The organism is Methylobacterium sp. Leaf100, assembly GCF_001422845.1.
In the GTDB taxonomy this organism is placed as follows: Bacteria; Pseudomonadota; Alphaproteobacteria; order Rhizobiales; family Beijerinckiaceae; genus Methylobacterium.
In genome coordinates this window covers 305,290-321,521 of record NZ_LMMW01000001.1, presented here as the reverse complement: position 1 = coordinate 321,521, position 16,232 = coordinate 305,290, and the positions used below count along the sequence as shown (strand labels likewise).

The following is a 16,232-nucleotide window of genomic DNA, read 5'->3' as shown; positions in this document are numbered from 1 at the left end:
CCTCTCGGGACCCTGAAGGTCGGCTCCGGGATCGCCGCCGCCGCGGCCGGATCACCGACCCTCATCCGCAGCTGCCACCTCGGCATCGGCAGAGTTCGGCATCGGCAGAGTTCGGCATCGGCGGATTTCGGCATCGGCGGATTTCGGCATCGGGGGGAATGAGGGAAATCGGGTCGATGCGTCGTTCGCCATCGGCCCAGGCCGGAAGCCGTCGTCTCGCCCCTGTCCAGGGCCGAGGCGCGCCCCTATCTCCGGACCATCATGCAACCTGTTCCGGATTTCGACGCGACGGCCGCGTCCCTGCGCGCCTGCCGGATCTGCCGCGACGCGCCGGTCTACGGGCCGCCCTTGCCTCAGGAGCCGCGCCCCATCGTCCAGGGCCGTTCCAGCGCGCGCCTCTGCATCGCCAGCCAGGCGCCGGGCAACCGGGCCGACAAGAGCGGCGTCCCGTTCATGGACCCCTCCGGGATTCGCCTGCGCGACTGGCTCGGCCTCGACGAGGCCGCGTTCTACGATGCGTCGCGCCTCGCCATCGTGCCCATGGGTGCGTGCTTTCCGGGCTACGACGCCAAGGGTGGGGACCGCCCGCCCCGGCGCGAATGCGCCGAGCGCTGGCGGGCCGAGCTGTTCGCGGGGCTGCCCAACCTCGACCTGATCCTCGTCATCGGCCAGTATGCGCAGGTGTGGCACCTCGGGCGGTCGAAGGGCGGGCTCACCGAGACCGTGCGGGGCTGGCGCGCCGTCCTGGAGGCCCCGCGCCGGCCGCGCGTGCTGCCCCTGCCGCACCCGTCCTGGCGCAACAGCGGCTGGCTGAAGGCCAATCCGTGGTTCGAGGCCGAGCTGCTGCCGGTTCTGCGGGCGGAGGTGGCCGCCGCGATGGCGCCGCGTTGACACCGGGCTCCCGACGCGGGATGGCCGCCCGACGCTTCCAGGCCGAAGGACCCGACGATGCCCGCCATGCCCGATCCGCGCGACCGCCTCATCGTCGCCCTCGACGTCGCGACGGTGGCTGAGGCGGAAGCACTTGTGGAGCGCATCGGCGACGCCGCGACCTTCTACAAGATCGGCTACCGCCTCGCCTATGCGGGCGGGCTCGCCCTGGTGCCCCGTCTCGCCGCCGCCGGCCTCAAGGTGTTCCTCGACCTGAAGCTCCACGACATCGGCAACACCGTGGAGGAGGGCGTGCGGGCGCTGTCCGACCTCGGGCCGACCTTCCTCACGGTGCATGCCTATCCGCAGACCATGCGGGCGGCGGTGCGGGGACGCGGTACCGGCGGCCTGCGGATCCTGGCCGTCACCGTGCTGACCTCCTACAACGAGGCCGATGCGCAGGAGGCCGGCTACGCGCTGCCCGTCGCCGACCTAGTGGCGCAGCGCGCACGCCAGGCAGAGGAGGCCGGGATCGACGGCATCGTCTGCAGCGCCGTCGAGGCGGTCTCGGTTCGGGGTGTGGTCGGGCCTTCGCGCCTCATCGTCACCCCCGGCATCCGGCCTGCCGGCAGCGGCCTCGGCGACCAGAAGCGGGTGATGACGCCCGGCGAGGCCCGACGCGCCGGTATCGACCATGTGGTGGTCGGGCGCCCGATCACCGGCGCCGCCGATCCCCGCGCCGTCGCGCAGGCCATCGTCGCCGAAATGGTATGATGCGGGATCAGGCCGGCGCGCGCAGGCTTCTCAGCAGAAAGGCGATCATCGCCTCGACGGGGGGAACCCCGGCATCGGGGTAGCGACTGACGAGGGTGGGATGGCAGTAGCGCAGCACCGCCGTATGCAGGCAGGCGGCGGCGGTCGCTGGATCGTCCACCGCGAATTCACCCGCCGTGATCCCGTCGCGCACCAGGGTCTCGATCATCGAGCCGATCCGCTCGATATGGTGGGCGCAGACATCCCAGCTTTCGGCGACGGCGGCCTCGACCATCTCGTGCATGCGCGGGTTGGCGTCGCAGCGCTCGACGCAGGCCCGGTGCAGGACCAGAATCACGCTCGTGAGCCGTGCGCTTGCACTTTGCCCGGGCCCCTGCGCCGCGATGGCCACGCGCTGCTCGGTCTCGTCCATGAGACGCTTGATCACGGCCTCGTGGATCGCCTTCTTCGAATCGAAGAAACGATACACGTTGGCCGGACTCATCCGCAGGGCGCGGGCGATGTCGGCGACGGTGGTCTTCTGGTAGCCGATCTCCCGGAACGCCTTTTCGGCGGTTTCCAGAATGCGGCACCGGGTCATCGGCGCCGCTTCGTGCGGAAGAGCGAGGTCGTCGGGGAGGGCGGTCACGGGTGCCGCTGCGGTGGTCATGGCATCACGCTAGGGGGCGGCCCAGGCAAGGTCAAAGGCTCAAAGAGCCCTCGACGCACGTGACGCGGGGAGTGTGCCTTACGAGCCGAACTGCGATCCGAGCTGCTCCAGATATTCGGCCAGATCGACTCCGCCGACGCGCTTGCCGTAATCGAACCGCATGCCCTGCTGAATGTCGACGCTGCTCGACTTGGTCGTCAGGGTAAAAGGCTTGACGCAGATCCAGGCGCCGTCGTGGCGATGTTGGAAGAAATTCAGGATCTCGTGCTTGGCCATGGCCGGGTTCCCCTCTGTCTGGGGAATCAACGGCCATCAACCGCAACGGTTCACTCGAGGCCCGAATTTCGACATGTTTCGAAAAAAGGTGGCCGATGCGGTCGCGTTCCTGACCGTCGTTCACACGGATCGGAGCGGCGTCACCCGAATCATCTCGGCTCGCCCTGCCTCGCAACGGGAAAGGAAACGCTATGATGAAGCGCTACGCGCGTCCGATGACCTCCGTTGAGATCGCGGCCGTACCGGACGCCGAGATCGATTTCAGCGATGTGCCGGAACTCGATGAGGCGTTCTGGACAAACGCCAAGCTCGTCGAGCCGGATCGGACGCAATCCGTCACGCTCCGGGTCAAGACATCGGTCCTCGATGCCTACAAGCAGCAGGGGCGAGGCTACCAGACGCGCATGAACGCCGTTCTGGAAAGTTATGCCCGTGCGACGTTCAAACATGAGTGAGGGAGCGAGACATCCCCGCTCCCTCGCCGCAACTCAGGCCGCGCTCTTCAGCGGGCCGATCTTCTCATGGAAATCCGGGCCGTTGACCGTCTTCGTCACGTAGCCGTCGCGGATGAGGTAGTCGCCGAAGCGCTCGCCGGGCCGCTTGTTATTCGCGTAGGCCGCGAACAGGGGATCGAGGATCGTCTTGATCTCGGAGGCGGTGACGTCCTCGCCGTAGAGCTTGCCCAGGCGCGAGCCGTCGAAGGCCGCCCCGAGATAGAGGTGGTAGCGCTCGGGACCGCGACCCACGAGACCGATCTCGGCGATGAACGGCCGGGCGCAGCCGTTGGGGCAGCCGGTCATCCGGATGGTGATCTCGTCGTCCTGCAATCCGTGGGACGCGAGGCTGGTCTCGAGCTCGGTCATCAGGTCGGGCAGGTAGCGCTCGCTCTCGGCCAGCGCGAGGCCGCAGGTCGGCAGCGCCACGCAGGCCATGGAGTTGCGGCGGAGCGCACTGGCGCCCTTCATCATGCCGTGCTGGTCGACCAGGGCCTCGATCTCGGCACGCTTCTCGGACGGCACGTTGGCGATGATGACGTTCTGGTTGCCGGTGAGGCGGAAGTCGCCCTCGTGAATCTCGGCGATGCGGCGCAGGCCCGTGAGCAGCTGCGGGCCGTTCTCGTAATCTTTGATCCGCCCGGAAGCGACGTAGAGCGTCAGGTGGTGGCGGCCGTCGTCGCCCTCGGTCCAGCCGTAGCGGTCGCCGTTGCCCGTGAAGGTGAAGGGCTTCGGATCGGCCAGCGGCTTGCCGACGCGCTTCTCCACCTCGGCCCGGAAGGCGGCCAGCCCGTAGCGCTCGATGGTGTACTTCAGGCGGGCGTTCTTGCGGACCTTGCGGTTGCCCCAGTCGCGCTGCACCGTCATCACGGCCTCGGCCGCCTTCAGGGCGTCCTCGGGCGCGACGAAGCACATCACATCGGCGGTGCGCGGGAACGTGTCGGTCTCGCCGTGGGTCATGCCCATGCCGCCGCCGACCGTGACGTTCCAGCCCGTGACCTTCCCCTTCTTGTCGAGGATCGCGATGAAGCCGAGGTCGTGGGCGAAGATGTCGACCTCGTTAGAGGGCGGCACCGCGATCACGGTCTTGAACTTCCGTGGCAGGTAGGTCTTGCCGTAGACGGGTTCGATCTCGGCCGCGTCCTCGCCGCCGACCACGCGCTCGCCGTCGAGCCAGATCTCGCGCCAGGCGCTGGTCTTCGGCAGCAGGGAATCCGAGATGTTCTTGGCGAGATCGTACGCGACCTTGTGGGCGCCCGACTGCGCCGGGTTCGTCGCCGACATGACGTTGCGGTTGACGTCGCCGCAGGCCGCGATGGTGTCGAGCAGCGTCGCGTCGATGGCCGCCATCGTGCGCTTGAGGTTCGACTTGATGACCCCATGATACTGGAAGGTCTGGCGCGTCGTCGCCCGCAAGGCCCCGCCCGCATAGACCGTGGCGATCTCGTCCAGCGCCAGCCACTGCTTCGGTGTGACGACGCCGCCGGCGATGCGCAGGCGGATCATGAAGCTGAAGGCCTTTTCGAGCTTCTTCTTGGTCCGTTCCGCGCGGATGTCGCGGTCGTCCTGCATGTACATCCCGTGGAACTTCACGAGTTGGCCGTCATCCTCCGAGATGGCGCCGGTGGCGTGCTTCAGGAGCCCGTCGGCCAGGGTCCCGCGCAGGTAGCCGGAGGCGATCTTGAGGTGCTCGTTGTGCGCGAGGCCGGCCGACCGGGCGGCTTCCGCCTCGGTGATGGGACGGTCGGTCGGCGGGGTCTCGTAAAGGCGGGGAGGGGTCTGCTCGGCCATGGCGGAATTCCGATACAATCAGTGTCGATCGCGAGGCTCGCATCGCTCGCGGATCGCTCAGTGGAGTCGTGCTCTCGGATGCTGTCCGCCGCGTCATTCCAGGGCGCCGTAGGCGAACCCGGAATCCAAAAACACAAGTCGCGGTTCAGTCGGCTCCGTCGGCGGTTCTGGGTTCCGGGCTCGCTGTCGCGCCCGGAACGACGGTGTGATCCTCAGTAGACGTCCTGCTGGTAGCGGTGGGCGCGCTCCAGGGCCGCGACCGCCGCTTCGGCATCGGCCGGGGTGAGGGCCTTCACTTGCTGATAGGCGCGCACGACGGCGCTGCGCACGTCCTTGGCCATGCGGTTGGCGTCGCCGCAGACGTAGAAGCTGGCGCCGCCGTCGAGCCACGCCACCAACTCCTTGGCGTGATGGTCGATGCGGTCCTGGACGTAGATCTTCTCCGGCTGGTCGCGGGAGAAGGCGACGTCGATCTGCGTGAGCGACCCGTCTTCGAGGGCGTCCTGCCATTCGAGCTGATAGAGGAAGTCGTGGGTGAAGTGGCGGTCGCCGAAAAACAGCCACGAGCGTCCGGGAGCTTCCACGGCGCGGCGCTCCTGCACGAAGGCGCGGAACGGCGCCACGCCGGTGCCGGGGCCGACCATGATGATGTCGGTGGCGGGGTCCTGCGGCAGGCGGAAGTGGCGGTTCGGCTTCAGCTTCACCCGCAGCTTGGCGCCGTTCTTCACCCGGTCGGCCACATGGGTCGAGGCGACGCCGGAGCGGGCCCGGCCATGGGTCTCATAGCGTACGGCGGCGATGACGAGGTGGACCTCGTCGCCGACTTCCTTGCGCGATGAGGCGATAGAGTAGGCGCGCGGCGGCAGGGGCCGGGTGATGGTGCTGAGGTGTTCGGCCGTCACCTTAGCCGGGAAGCTCTGGATGAGGTCGATGAGGTGGCGGCCCTCGATCCAGGCCTTGGCTTCGCCGCTGTCGATGAGCTTCTGCGCCTCGGCATGGCCCGTGGCCTTGGCGAAGCGCTCCACCGTGGTGGCCGACAGGGTGGTGATGTCGCGCTCGGCGAGCAGCGCCCGGCGCAGGGCGTCGTCGCCGGAGAGCCCCGTCGCGGTCAGGATCTCGTCCACGAGGGCGGGGTCGTTCTCGGGGTAGATCTCGAGGCTGTCGCCCGGCTCGTAGGCCGGCGCGCCGTCCTCGAATTCGAGGGCGATGTGGATCGTCTCCTTGTCGGAGCGCGACGAGTTCAGGTTCACGTGGTCGACGACCTCGACCACCCGGGGCTCGCGGCTCGGCTCGGCTTCCTCGTCGTCCTCGGCGGCGCGGGCGGCGAAGTCGACGGCCACAACGTTGTCGGCGCTCGGCGCCGGGGCCAGGGCCTTGAGGGTGTTCTTGATCCACTCGGCGGCCGGCTTGTCGAAGTCGAGGTCGAGGTCGGCGCGCTCGTATGCGCGCTTGGCGCCGAGCGCCTCGAAGCGGGCATCGAGCGCCTTCCCGATGGCGCAGAACTCCGCGTAGGAGGTGTCGCCGAGCGCCAGCACGGCGAAATCGATGCCGTCGAGGCGCGGCGCGCCGTCCCCCATGAGTTCGCCGTAGGCCCGCATGGCCCGGGCCGGGGGCTCGCCCTCGCCCCAGGTCGCCGCGATGGCCACCACGTGCTTCTCGCTCGCGAGCGACGCCACGTCGAGATCGAAGAAATCCACGATCTTGGGCTTGAACCCGTTCTTGCGGGCGAGTTTGGCGACATCGCTCGCGAGCTTCTCCGAATTGCCGGATTCGCTGGCGAACAGGATGGTCAGGGGCTCGGCCGCCTTCGGGGGGGCGGCGGGCGCGGCGGCGGCGGGCTGGCCGCCCGCGGCGTCGAGGCCCGCGAGGAAGCCGGCGAGCCAGGCCCGCTGGATCGGGGTCGCGGCGCCCAGGACGGCGTCGAGGCTCGCCCGTTCCTTGTCTTCGAACGGGGCCGTGCGGGGGAGGATCGCGTGTCGTGCCATTGGGAAAGCCATGTCGTCCTGAGCGGCCGCGCTGCCAACGGAATGTCCGTTTTACAGAACGACGTCACGGTAGAAGGAGCTGCCTGCGGTTGCGCCGCAAAACAGAAGTTCGTTCTCTTGCGCCTATTCCCCCGCAACCACCGACAGCGTCGGCACGAAGCGTCCGCTGGCCGGTGGAGCCGGCAGGGGCAGGGCGGTGGTGGACTTCACCTTCTCCATGGCGAAGCGCGATGTCACGTTCTTCAACGGCAGCGTCGCGATGAGATGCTTATAGAAGGTGTCGTAGGCGCGCATATCGGCCACGACGACGCGCAGCATGTAGTCCACATCCCCGGCCATGCGGTAGAATTCCAGCACCTCCGGCATGGCCGAGACGGTCTCGGCGAAGCGCTCCAGCCACTCGCGGGAATGGTCTGCGGTCTCGATGGAGACGAACACCGTCAGGCCGAGGCCGAGTTTCACGGGATCGAGCACGGCGACGCGCCGGTCGATGACCCCATCGGCCTCCAGGCGCTGGATGCGCTTCCAGCACGGGGTCTGCGACAGGCCGACCCGCTCGCCGATGGTGGCGATGGAGAGCGTGGCGTCGTGCTGCAACAGCCCGAGGATCTTCAGATCGATCGCATCCAAGGTGGCCTCGTGTCGGTTCCGGGATCGGCGCGGCGTGCGGACGAGCACGGCGCACGACCCTTATGAGAAGGATCTTTCCTTGTCAGGCAACCATGACGGGATCGGGCCGTTGGCCGATCGCACCGCCCACAGGGCCGGGATGTCCGGCACGCAGGCTGTGATGCCTTGACAGCGTTCGTTATAGCGAACATTTCAATCGTCAGACAAGCGGACATTCCGAACACCGTCATGAGCTTTCCCCTGGAACACGCGGCGCGCGCCCTCGCCGACGGCATGGCCGGCCTCGATCTCAAGGGCCGCATCGCCCTCATCGAGGCGACGGTACCGGGCCGCCTCGTCTTCACCACGAGCCTCGGCATCGAGGATCAGGCCCTGACGCACGCGCTGGCGATGAACAAGGGTCGTACCGAGATCGTCACCCTCGACACCGGCCGGCTCTACCCCGAGACCTACGACACCTGGACCGAGACCGAATCGGCCTACGGCATCCGCATCCAGGCCTACGCGCCGGAGCGCGAGGCCGAGGAGCGTTTCGTGCGGGAGGAGGGGATCAACGGCTTTCGCCAGTCGGTGTCCGCGCGGCAGGCCTGCTGCGGCTTCCGCAAGGTCGAGCCCCTGGGGCGGGCGCTCGCGGGCGCCGCCGGGTGGCTGACGGGCCTGCGCGCCGGGCAATCGGCCAATCGGGCCGACACGCCGCTGGCCGAGGCCGACGAGGCCCGCGACCTCATCAAGATCAATCCCCTGGCTGATTGGAGCCGGACGGATGTCGACCGGTTCGTGGCCGACAACTACATCCCCTACAACGTCCTGCACGATCGCGGCTTTCCCTCCATCGGCTGCGCCCCCTGCACCCGCGCCATCAAGGTCGGCGAGGACGAGCGTGCCGGCCGCTGGTGGTGGGAGCAGGCCTCGAAGAAGGAATGCGGTTTGCACATCCACGCCCCAGAGGCCGACGTTCAGCCTGGCCAGGAGCCGGCGGCATTCGAAACCCCGACCCACACGAACGCCCCGGAGATGGCCCGATGAGCGCCGCCCTCGCAGCCACCCGCGCCGAGCGCCTCACCCACCTGCAGCGCCTGGAGGCCGAGAGCATCCACATCATGCGGGAGACCGTCGCCGAGACGGAGAACCCGGTGATGCTCTACTCCATCGGCAAGGATTCCTCGGTGCTGCTGCACCTGGCCCTGAAGGCGTTCGCGCCCGGCCGCCTGCCGTTTCCCCTGATGCACATCGACACGACGTGGAAGTTCAAGGAGATGATCGCGTTTCGCGATCAGCGGGCCAAGGATCTGGGGCTCGACCTCATCGTCCACACGAATCAGGAGGGTCTGGCGCGCGGCGTCGGTCCCATCAGCCACGGGTCGGAAGTCCACACCGACGTGATGAAGACGCAAGGGCTGCGGCAGGCGCTCGACAAGCATAAGTTCGACGCGGCCTTCGGCGGCGCGCGCCGCGACGAGGAGGCGAGCCGGGCCAAGGAGCGCATCTTCTCGCTCCGTACGGCCCAGCACCGCTGGGACCCCAAGCGCCAGCGCGCCGAGCCGTGGCACGTCTACAACCTGCGCAAGAAGCGCGGCGAGTCCCTGCGGGTGTTCCCGATCTCGAATTGGACCGAGCTCGACGTCTGGCTCTACATCGAGCAGGAAAACATCCCGATCGTGCCGCTCTACTTCGCCAAGCCCCGCCCGGTGGTGGAGCGCGACGGCCAGCTCATCCTCGTCGACGACGACCGCCTGCCCCTCGAGCCCGGCGAGACCCCGAAGGACATCTCCGTCCGCTTCCGGACGCTCGGGGATTATCCTCTCACGGGCGCCGTCGAGAGCGACGCCGCGACCCTGCCCGAGATCATCGGCGAGACCCTGGCCGCCCGCACCTCGGAACGCCAGGGCCGGGTCATCGACAAGGACGGGTCCGGCGCCATGGAGCGCAAGAAGCAGGAGGGCTATTTCTAAGATGACCATCCATCAATCGCCCGAGGCCTTCGGCTATGACAGCTTCCTCGCCGCCCATCAGAGCAAGGAGGTGCTGCGCTTCATCACCTGCGGCTCGGTGGACGACGGCAAGTCGACCCTGATCGGCCGGCTCCTGCACGACACTAAGCAGATCTTCGACGATCAGGTCACCGCCCTGCAGCGCGATTCGCGCAAGCACGGGACGCAAGGGGCCGAGATCGACCTCGCGCTCCTCGTCGACGGTCTCCAGGCCGAGCGCGAGCAGGGCATCACCATCGACGTCGCCTACCGGTTCTTCTCCACCGACAAGCGCTCGTTCATCGTCGCCGACACCCCCGGCCACGAGCAGTACACCCGCAACATGGCCACCGGCGCTTCCACGGCGGACGTGGCCGTGATCCTCGTCGATGCGCGTCAGGGTCTGACCCGGCAGACGCGCCGCCACGCGCTCCTCGTCTCGCTGCTGGGCATCAAGCGGGTCGCCCTCGCCGTCAACAAGATGGACCTCGTCGGCTGGTCGCAGGACAAGTTCGCGGCCATCACCCAGGCGTTCGACGCCTTCGCGGCACCCCTCGGCTTCACCGAAGTCCGGGCGATTCCGCTCTCGGCCAAGAACGGCGACAACGTCGTGCTGCCGGGCGCCGCCGTGCCCTGGTACACGGGCACGCCGCTGCTGCAGTACCTCGAAGAGGTGCCCGTGCGCGTCGAGGAGCAGGCGGCGCCGTTCCGCATGGCGGTGCAGTGGGTCAACCGGCCGAACTCCGAGTTCCGGGGCTTCGCCGGCCTCATCGCCAGCGGCTGCGTCGCCCCCGGCGACAGCGTCGTCATCGCACCCTCGAACCGCACCTCCACCATCGCCCGGATCTACACCGCCGACGGTGACCTGCCGCACGCGGTGGAGGGCCAGTCCGTGACCCTCGTGCTGGCCGACGAGGTCGATGCCTCGCGCGGCGCCGTCATCGCGGCGGCCTCCGCGCCGATCCGCGTCACCGACAGTCTCGACGCCCGCCTGTTCTGGGCCGCCGAGACCGAGCTGAACCAGGGCGCGACCCTGCTCGCCAAGATCGGCACCGTCACGGTCAACGCCGTAGTCAGCACCATCCGCAGCCGCCTCGATCCCGAGACGGGGCAGGCCGAGCCCGTGACCCGGCTCGTCGCCAACGACATCGGTGACGTCACCCTGACCCTCGACCGGCCGGTGCCGGTGGACGCCTACGCGCAGAACCGCGACACCGGCGGCTTCATCCTCATCGACCGCGAGACCACGGATACGGCGGCGTTGGGTCTCGTCCAGGCGGCGTCCTCCGCCCCGAAGCCGGCGGAGACCAACGTCGCCGAATCCGAGCCCTTCGAACCCGTCAAGTCCGGCGGCCTGCTCTCCGGCATCAAGCGCCTGTTCGGCGGCTGATCCTTCAGCCCGACCCGCCCTCGCGCCGCCGTCCCCTTGCGGGGGCGGCGGCGTTGTCGTGTCGAAGGGTGACGGGCGCGGCGGCGATGTGCGACACGGCTGACCCCGTCGTCCATCAAAGGATCGGTTTGTAGGAAAAATGGCGAAATTTCACTTCGTCGAGGATTATGAGCGCCACGTCGCCGACCTGATCCGGCAGCATCCCATCGACACGGCCATGAGTCTGGCGGTCGGCGGCTCGTACGCGAGCGTCGGCGCCATCGAGTGCGAGATCCTGCTGCACGCCGGCTTGGAGCCCGGCATGGCGGTGGTCGATCTCGGCTGTGGCAGCGGACGCCTCGCCGTGGCCCTCGCCGATCGGATCGCGGTCGGCTATCTCGGCCTCGACGTGGTGCCGGCCCTCCTCGACTACGCGCGGTCGCGAACGCCGCGGGCCTACAGGTTCGTCCTCAACCGCGCCCTGTCCCTGCCCGTCGAGGCGGCGTCGGTGGATGTGCTGTGCGCCTTCAGCGTGTTCACCCACCTCCTGCACGCCGAGACCTACCTCTACCTCGAGGATGCCCACCGGGCCCTGCGTCCCGGCGGCCGCGTGGTGCTCTCGTTCCTCGAATTCGCCATCCCCGACCATTGGGCGGTGTTCGACAAGACCGTGCAGGCCCAACGCGCCAGCACGGTGCCCCACCTCAACCAGTTCATCGAGCGCAACCAGATCACCGTCTGGTCCCAGCGCCTCGGCTATGCGCACGTGGCGTTCATCGACGGCAACACCGCGCCCTGGCCTTCGGGCGAGCCGCTCGGGCAGTCCATCGCGATTCTCACCAAGGGGTGAAACTTCGAGCCCCTTGCAGTTCCCGACGTTGTCGTCAGGCCGGCTGAGCGTCTTCTGCAGACGCGCTTTCGAGACGGATATGCAACGTGGCACCCGTCGCGTCGGCGAAGCGGCGGAGCGAGGTTGTTGTGGGGGCGGATTTCCCACTCTCCCACCGCGCGACCATGGCCTGGGACGTGCCGATACGCTGGGCGACTTCCGCCTGGGAGAGGCGCGCGCGATGACGGGCCTCGGCCATGGCGAATGCCAGGTCCATCACCGGCGATACTGCGTCCCGCGCGGCCCGGTAGTCCGGCTCGGCATTCCACCGTTCGCGGATGGTCTTGAACGGAATCGCCATCACACCACGCCTTTCGCTCGCTCTTCGGCCAGATCCAGCCACCGCTCGGTGTTTTCTGGGTCTTCTTCATGAAAGCGGCCACGATCACGACGCGCTTGCCGGTCCGCGAGAACGCCCTCATCGAGGACATCGACTGTCCAGCTCATGCCCATGAACTTATGCCCATGAACTTATATCAAAAATGGCATTGCGCAATGCGGTCCCGGTGAACTTGCCCCGCTTTCGAACGGCGACTACGGTCCCGCCCGTCCGAAAACCGCGCAAAACTACCGGAGTTCTCCCATGGGCTTTCTCGCCGACGCCCTGTCGCGTGTGAAACCGTCCGCGACCATCGCGATGACGCAGAAGGCGCGCGAGCTCAAAGCCGGCGGGATGGATGTCATCAGCCTGTCCGTGGGAGAGCCGGATTTCGACACGCCCCAGCACATCAAGGATGCGGCCGTGGCGGCCATCGCTCGCGGGGAGACGAAGTACACGCCCGTCTCCGGCATCGTGCCCCTGCGCGAGGCCATCGTGACGAAGTTCAAGCGCGAGAACGGACTCGACTACAAGGCGTCGCAGACCATCGTCGGCACCGGCGGCAAGCACGTGATCTACAACGCCCTGCTCGCCACCCTGAACCCCGGCGACGAGGTGGTGATTCCGCGTCCCTACTGGGTCTCGTACCCCGAGATGGTGGTCCTGTGCGGCGGCACGCCGGTCTTCGCTGAGACCACCATGGAACACGACTTCAAGCTCCAGCCGGAGGAGCTGGAGCGGGTGATCACCCCGAGAACGAAGTGGATCATCCTCAACTCGCCGTCGAACCCCTCGGGGGCGGCCTATGCGCGGGACGAGATGAAGCGGATCACCGACGTGCTCCTGCGCCATCCCCAGGTCTGGGTCCTTACCGACGACATGTACGAGCACCTCTGCTACGGCGATTTCGAATTCGTCACCCCGGCCCAGGTCGAGCCGAATCTCTACGAGCGCACGCTCACCATGAACGGCGTCTCGAAGGCCTACGCCATGACCGGCTGGCGCATCGGCTACGCCGCCGGCCCGGAAAAACTCATCAAGGCCATGGATTTCGTCCAGGGTCAGCAGACCTCGGGCGCCTGCTCGATCTCGCAATGGGCGGCGGTGGCGGCCCTCGACGGGCCGCAGGCGCACCTCGCCGAGTTTCGCACGGCGTTCCAGGCGCGCCGCGACCTCGTGGTGTCGATGCTGAACCAGACCCAGGGGTTGAAGTGCCCGACGCCCGAGGGTGCGTTCTACGTCTATCCCTCCTGCGCCGAGGCGATCGGGCGCAGGGCGCCGTCCGGCAAGGTCATCGAGACCGACGAGGACTTCGTGGTCGAGCTGCTCCAGGCTGAGGGCGTCGCCGCCGTCCACGGCTCGGCCTTCGGCCTCGGGCCGAACCTGCGCATCTCCTATGCGACCTCGAACGCCGCCCTGGAAGAGGCGTGCACCCGCATCCAGCGGTTCTGCGGTTCGTTGCGGTAACCATCGTCGGTCGACCCGCGCCCGGGGCTCCTGCGGCGCGGGGACCAATTGCCGGCTCCCGGCCCGGCGCCTACATCGACACTCCCTGCCGCCGATGCGTTCGATGGTTTCGCGGACCCGCTCGGGCCTCGCATGGTGGCGGGGCCTGTCGTGACGGGGCGGTGCGGACCAGTTCTCTGCACCGTTCCTGTGAGGCCTAGTGGGCCGGGTTGCGGCAGGCGTGTCACGGATGCGGGGAACAGGAACCGCGGCCGTGGCGCAAGGCCCACCCTTTTCACCGCGTCCCGCTCCGTCCGTTGCTGCCCGTCCGGTGTTTGGCCGCCGGGACCGTGTGCGGCCCGATCCGGGACGGTGAGCCGGGTTGGACGGGGCCGTTCGTTAACGCTCGTGGGTGAAGATGCTCCAAGGCCGGGGAACCGGTCGCGTGCCACCGCGTAGCTTCGGGCCTGACCACAATGAGACGCCTCCTCACGGGTGGCATCAAGGCGATCCTCGCCATCGCCGCGCTCTCCACCGCCGCCCATTGGACCATGCGCCTGCAGCGCGAGCCCGCGCCCCGGCCCGTGGCGGCGCTTCCCGATCCGGTGACCACCGGCTCAATCGACGCGCGAAAGCCCGTCGCGGGCCCGGCCGCCGCGTCGGCGGACGTGACCCGCGGTCTCGACCAGCGCCGCCTGTCGGAACTGTTCGCCGGCACCGCACCCGAAAAGGCCAAGGTGCAGAAGGCCGCCGTCAAACGCTGACGGGACTTCCGCAGGGGCGCGCCGCTGCGACCGCGACGACCACGTTTCCGGAACCCTCCGCCCGGGGCATGTGTTGGTCAGCGCATTCCCATCGCAGGAGAGTCCGCATGGCCAACCCCGGCCTACCGATCCCCGAACCCTTGCCCGGCGGCATTCCGGGCGACCTGCCGGCGCCCCCGCCGCCCGACGAGCAGCCGGATATCGGCCCCACCGGTCCGCGTACGCCCTATCCGGTCAACGATCCGGGCATCGACGAGCCGACGGGTCCGGGGTCCGAGCCGGATTACCTGCCCGGTGGCCCGACCGATCCCGGCGTCCGGATGTAACCGTCCGCTCAATGATCCCCGTGCGAGGTACGCACGTCGCGCGGGGCACTGAGGATTTCCGAGAGGCTCGTCACCACGTGGCGGGCCTCTTCGTCCGTCAGGCGCAGCTGGAACGGCGGCAATGCCCCGGCCTGGAGGGCGACCACGGCCTGCCCCTGCTCGTCCGTCCCCACCTCGATGGCCGAGGAGGTCACGTCGAGCATCGCCAAGTCCTCGTCCAGCTCCTCCGGCCCGTCGGTGTCGTCCGGCTCGTCGATGGCCGTGAGGAGATGGCCGACGGCCCGCACCAGGGCGCGGGCGGCACGCGCATCCATCACCACCGCCGTCGCCTGGTCGTCCTTCTGGAAGGAAAGCTGGATGTTCGCGCCTTCGAGGGAAACCGAGATGCCCGCCATGAACCGCCTAACTGCCTCGTCACCGAACCGCCCCCGCCCATTCCGGTCCGCGAAACTCCCACGGGCGAGGCGGGACGCGGCGGAGATGGGCATCGACGGCGCTCAAGAGTGCCTTACAAAATCCCCGTCCGCCACCGGTGCGCGCGTTGGGCGCGGCGGAGCGGAAGGCGTTTCGGAAAGGGACACTAACTGCCTGGACCCGAACCCTTATATGCACCGGGACGCCCGGGATTCCCAGCGGTCGGCGCCATTGCCGCAGGCCATTCGAAGGCATCCGTGAGCCGGCACGCCTTGTTGCGGCCGCATGAACCGACTACATATCTCATCAGCGGGTTTCGGTGAGCCGGGCGCTTGTACACCCAAGCGTTTCACGTCCTGCTGATCCCCGTCAGGACGTTTTGAAGAGGATCTACGTTGCCGTATCCCCAGGATCCGGTGGCCAGATCGACGAACGATACGAGGATCTATTCGTGAATACCGGCACTGTTAAGTGGTTCAACGAGACCAAGGGCTACGGCTTCATTCAGCCTGACGATGGCGGCAAGGACGTTTTCGTCCACATTTCCGCCGTCGAGCGTGCAGGCATGCGCAACCTCATCGAGGGCCAGAAGATCTCTTACGAGATCCAGACGGACAAGCGCAGCGGCAAGGACTCGGCTGGTAACCTCCAGGCGGCCTGACGCCCTCGGCGCCAGCCCTCGGGGCTGGCGTCACCAACGGTCCTCGTGAAGAGCCGTTCACCGTCGGTCATCGATCACGCGTTCCGGATGGGAACGATGGCTCGATCCGGCACCCCGCAGCACCAAGCGACGATACCGGACCCGTTAAGGGGTCCCGCACATCACGACACCTGAAAGTACACAAGAAAAAGCATGTTGTTCGAATACACCCGACGCAGAAGCGTCCGTTCGCCCGTCACCGACGCGGCGACCTTCCGGGTGGACCGTCTCAAGCAGGCCGCGACGCGCGGCGCCAAGACGACCGACCTGAGCCATCTCATCGACACCTCCTACAACTATCATTCGGCCCGCGAACTGCGCTGGCACCTCGCCGAGCGGTTCGGCATGGCCCCCGAGGCCGTGGCCCTGCGCGAGCACGCTTGAGCACCGGCGCGCGGACCCGGTTTCGCTGAGCGAAACGGTTTTCCGCGTTCGAACGGGCGCCGATCGGGTCGCCCCCGTCTCGGCTCCCGACGGGCGCTCCACCCACCTCCAGACGACCGGACACCCCCTCTCCTTCCAGAGGGGGCATCGTCGTGTCGAGCGCGGACTCGGACCTTCCGCGT

General features: G+C 68.0%; 20 protein-coding genes. 12 read left to right on the top strand and 8 right to left on the bottom strand.

Annotation, left to right across the window (positions count from 1 at the left end):
* The first annotated feature begins 261 nt into the window (after positions 1–261).
* Positions 262–891, top strand: a complete 630-nt coding sequence (locus ASF25_RS01470; protein WP_056302822.1) for a uracil-DNA glycosylase family protein — start codon at positions 262–264, stop codon at positions 889–891.
* Between the two features lie 57 nt (positions 892–948).
* Entirely contained in the window at positions 949–1,644 is a 696-nt protein-coding gene (gene pyrF / locus ASF25_RS01465; protein ID WP_056302820.1) for an orotidine-5'-phosphate decarboxylase, read from the top strand.
* A gap of 7 nt (positions 1,645–1,651) precedes the next feature.
* Here pyrF and ASF25_RS01460 read toward each other — a convergent pair whose 3' ends face one another.
* Both ASF25_RS01460 and ASF25_RS01455 read right to left on the bottom strand, forming a co-directional pair.
* Positions 1,652–2,293 (bottom strand): TetR/AcrR family transcriptional regulator, encoded by a 642-nt coding sequence (locus ASF25_RS01460; protein ID WP_082483599.1) that lies wholly within the window; start codon positions 2,291–2,293, stop codon positions 1,652–1,654.
* Positions 2,294–2,371: 78 nt separating this feature from the next.
* A complete protein-coding gene (locus ASF25_RS01455) occupies positions 2,372–2,569 on the bottom strand; it encodes a hypothetical protein (protein ID WP_056166727.1) in 198 nt (65 codons plus the stop codon).
* Positions 2,570–2,763: 194 nt separating this feature from the next.
* Here ASF25_RS01455 and ASF25_RS01450 point away from each other — a divergent pair, with 194 nt between their 5' ends.
* A complete protein-coding gene (locus ASF25_RS01450) occupies positions 2,764–3,024 on the top strand; it encodes a BrnA antitoxin family protein (RefSeq protein WP_244472858.1) in 261 nt (86 codons plus the stop codon).
* Positions 3,025–3,057: 33 nt separating this feature from the next.
* On the opposite strand, the gene ASF25_RS01445 is transcribed toward ASF25_RS01450, so the two are convergent.
* The 3 genes from ASF25_RS01445 to ASF25_RS01435 form a co-directional block, all read right to left on the bottom strand.
* Positions 3,058–4,854, bottom strand: a complete 1,797-nt coding sequence (locus tag ASF25_RS01445) for an NADPH-dependent assimilatory sulfite reductase hemoprotein subunit (protein WP_056166734.1) — start codon at positions 4,852–4,854, stop codon at positions 3,058–3,060.
* Between the two features lie 212 nt (positions 4,855–5,066).
* Positions 5,067–6,839, bottom strand: coding sequence for a flavodoxin domain-containing protein (locus tag ASF25_RS01440; protein WP_056302815.1), 1,773 nt, complete (start codon positions 6,837–6,839; stop codon positions 5,067–5,069).
* 123 nt (positions 6,840–6,962) lie between these two features.
* Positions 6,963–7,469 carry an Lrp/AsnC family transcriptional regulator gene (locus ASF25_RS01435; RefSeq protein WP_056166999.1) on the bottom strand — a complete coding sequence of 169 codons (507 nt, stop codon included), beginning with the start codon at positions 7,467–7,469 and terminating at the stop codon, positions 6,963–6,965.
* 228 nt (positions 7,470–7,697) lie between these two features.
* On the opposite strand from ASF25_RS01435, the gene ASF25_RS01430 reads away from it, so the two are divergent.
* The 4 genes from ASF25_RS01430 to ASF25_RS01415 all read left to right on the top strand — a co-directional run bounded on the left by ASF25_RS01430 (position 7,698) and on the right by ASF25_RS01415 (position 11,658).
* A complete protein-coding gene (locus tag ASF25_RS01430) occupies positions 7,698–8,495 on the top strand; it encodes a phosphoadenylyl-sulfate reductase (protein ID WP_056166739.1) in 798 nt (265 codons plus the stop codon).
* Positions 8,492–9,421, top strand: coding sequence for a sulfate adenylyltransferase subunit CysD (gene cysD, locus ASF25_RS01425; protein ID WP_056166742.1), 930 nt, complete (start codon positions 8,492–8,494; stop codon positions 9,419–9,421). Before ASF25_RS01430 ends, cysD begins: the two co-directional genes overlap by 4 nt.
* A 1-nt stretch (position 9,422) precedes the next feature.
* Positions 9,423–10,829 (top strand): sulfate adenylyltransferase subunit CysN, encoded by a 1,407-nt coding sequence (cysN, locus tag ASF25_RS01420; RefSeq protein ID WP_056302813.1) that lies wholly within the window; start codon positions 9,423–9,425, stop codon positions 10,827–10,829.
* A gap of 139 nt (positions 10,830–10,968) precedes the next feature.
* The gene (locus ASF25_RS01415) at positions 10,969–11,658 is read left to right on the top strand and encodes a class I SAM-dependent methyltransferase (protein WP_056302811.1); all 690 of its coding nucleotides are present in this window, start codon (positions 10,969–10,971) and stop codon (positions 11,656–11,658) included.
* A 34-nt stretch (positions 11,659–11,692) separates the two neighbouring features.
* Here the strand turns inward: ASF25_RS01415 and ASF25_RS01410 are convergent, their stop codons facing one another.
* Together ASF25_RS01410 and ASF25_RS22435 are read right to left on the bottom strand one after the other, a co-directional pair.
* On the bottom strand, positions 11,693–11,998 hold the full coding sequence (locus ASF25_RS01410) for a helix-turn-helix transcriptional regulator (protein WP_056302810.1): 306 nt from the start codon (positions 11,996–11,998) through the stop codon (positions 11,693–11,695).
* A complete protein-coding gene (locus tag ASF25_RS22435; protein ID WP_156368811.1) occupies positions 11,998–12,144 on the bottom strand; it encodes a hypothetical protein in 147 nt (48 codons plus the stop codon). Before ASF25_RS22435 ends, ASF25_RS01410 begins: the two co-directional genes overlap by 1 nt.
* A gap of 136 nt (positions 12,145–12,280) precedes the next feature.
* On the opposite strand from ASF25_RS22435, the gene ASF25_RS01405 reads away from it, so the two are divergent.
* The 3 genes from ASF25_RS01405 (at position 12,281) to ASF25_RS01395 (ending at position 14,552) form a co-directional block, all read left to right on the top strand.
* Positions 12,281–13,483, top strand: a complete 1,203-nt coding sequence (locus tag ASF25_RS01405; RefSeq protein WP_056263617.1) for a pyridoxal phosphate-dependent aminotransferase — start codon at positions 12,281–12,283, stop codon at positions 13,481–13,483.
* Between the two features lie 455 nt (positions 13,484–13,938).
* A complete protein-coding gene (locus ASF25_RS01400) occupies positions 13,939–14,226 on the top strand; it encodes a hypothetical protein (protein ID WP_056263620.1) in 288 nt (95 codons plus the stop codon).
* Positions 14,227–14,333: 107 nt separating this feature from the next.
* Complete coding sequence (locus ASF25_RS01395) at positions 14,334–14,552, top strand: hypothetical protein (RefSeq protein ID WP_056166762.1); 219 nt, start codon at positions 14,334–14,336, stop codon at positions 14,550–14,552.
* 8 nt (positions 14,553–14,560) lie between these two features.
* Here ASF25_RS01395 and ASF25_RS01390 read toward each other — a convergent pair whose 3' ends face one another.
* Positions 14,561–14,947: a hypothetical protein gene (locus tag ASF25_RS01390; RefSeq protein WP_056302808.1), complete on the bottom strand. Its 387-nt coding sequence runs from the start codon at positions 14,945–14,947 to the stop codon at positions 14,561–14,563.
* Positions 14,948–15,417: 470 nt separating this feature from the next.
* Here ASF25_RS01390 and ASF25_RS01385 point away from each other — a divergent pair, with 470 nt between their 5' ends.
* Together ASF25_RS01385 and ASF25_RS01380 are read left to right on the top strand one after the other, a co-directional pair.
* Positions 15,418–15,627 carry a cold-shock protein gene (locus ASF25_RS01385; RefSeq protein WP_055956856.1) on the top strand — a complete coding sequence of 70 codons (210 nt, stop codon included), beginning with the start codon at positions 15,418–15,420 and terminating at the stop codon, positions 15,625–15,627.
* Between the two features lie 192 nt (positions 15,628–15,819).
* Entirely contained in the window at positions 15,820–16,050 is a 231-nt protein-coding gene (locus ASF25_RS01380; RefSeq protein WP_056166770.1) for a hypothetical protein, read from the top strand.
* Positions 16,051–16,232 lie beyond the last annotated feature (182 nt).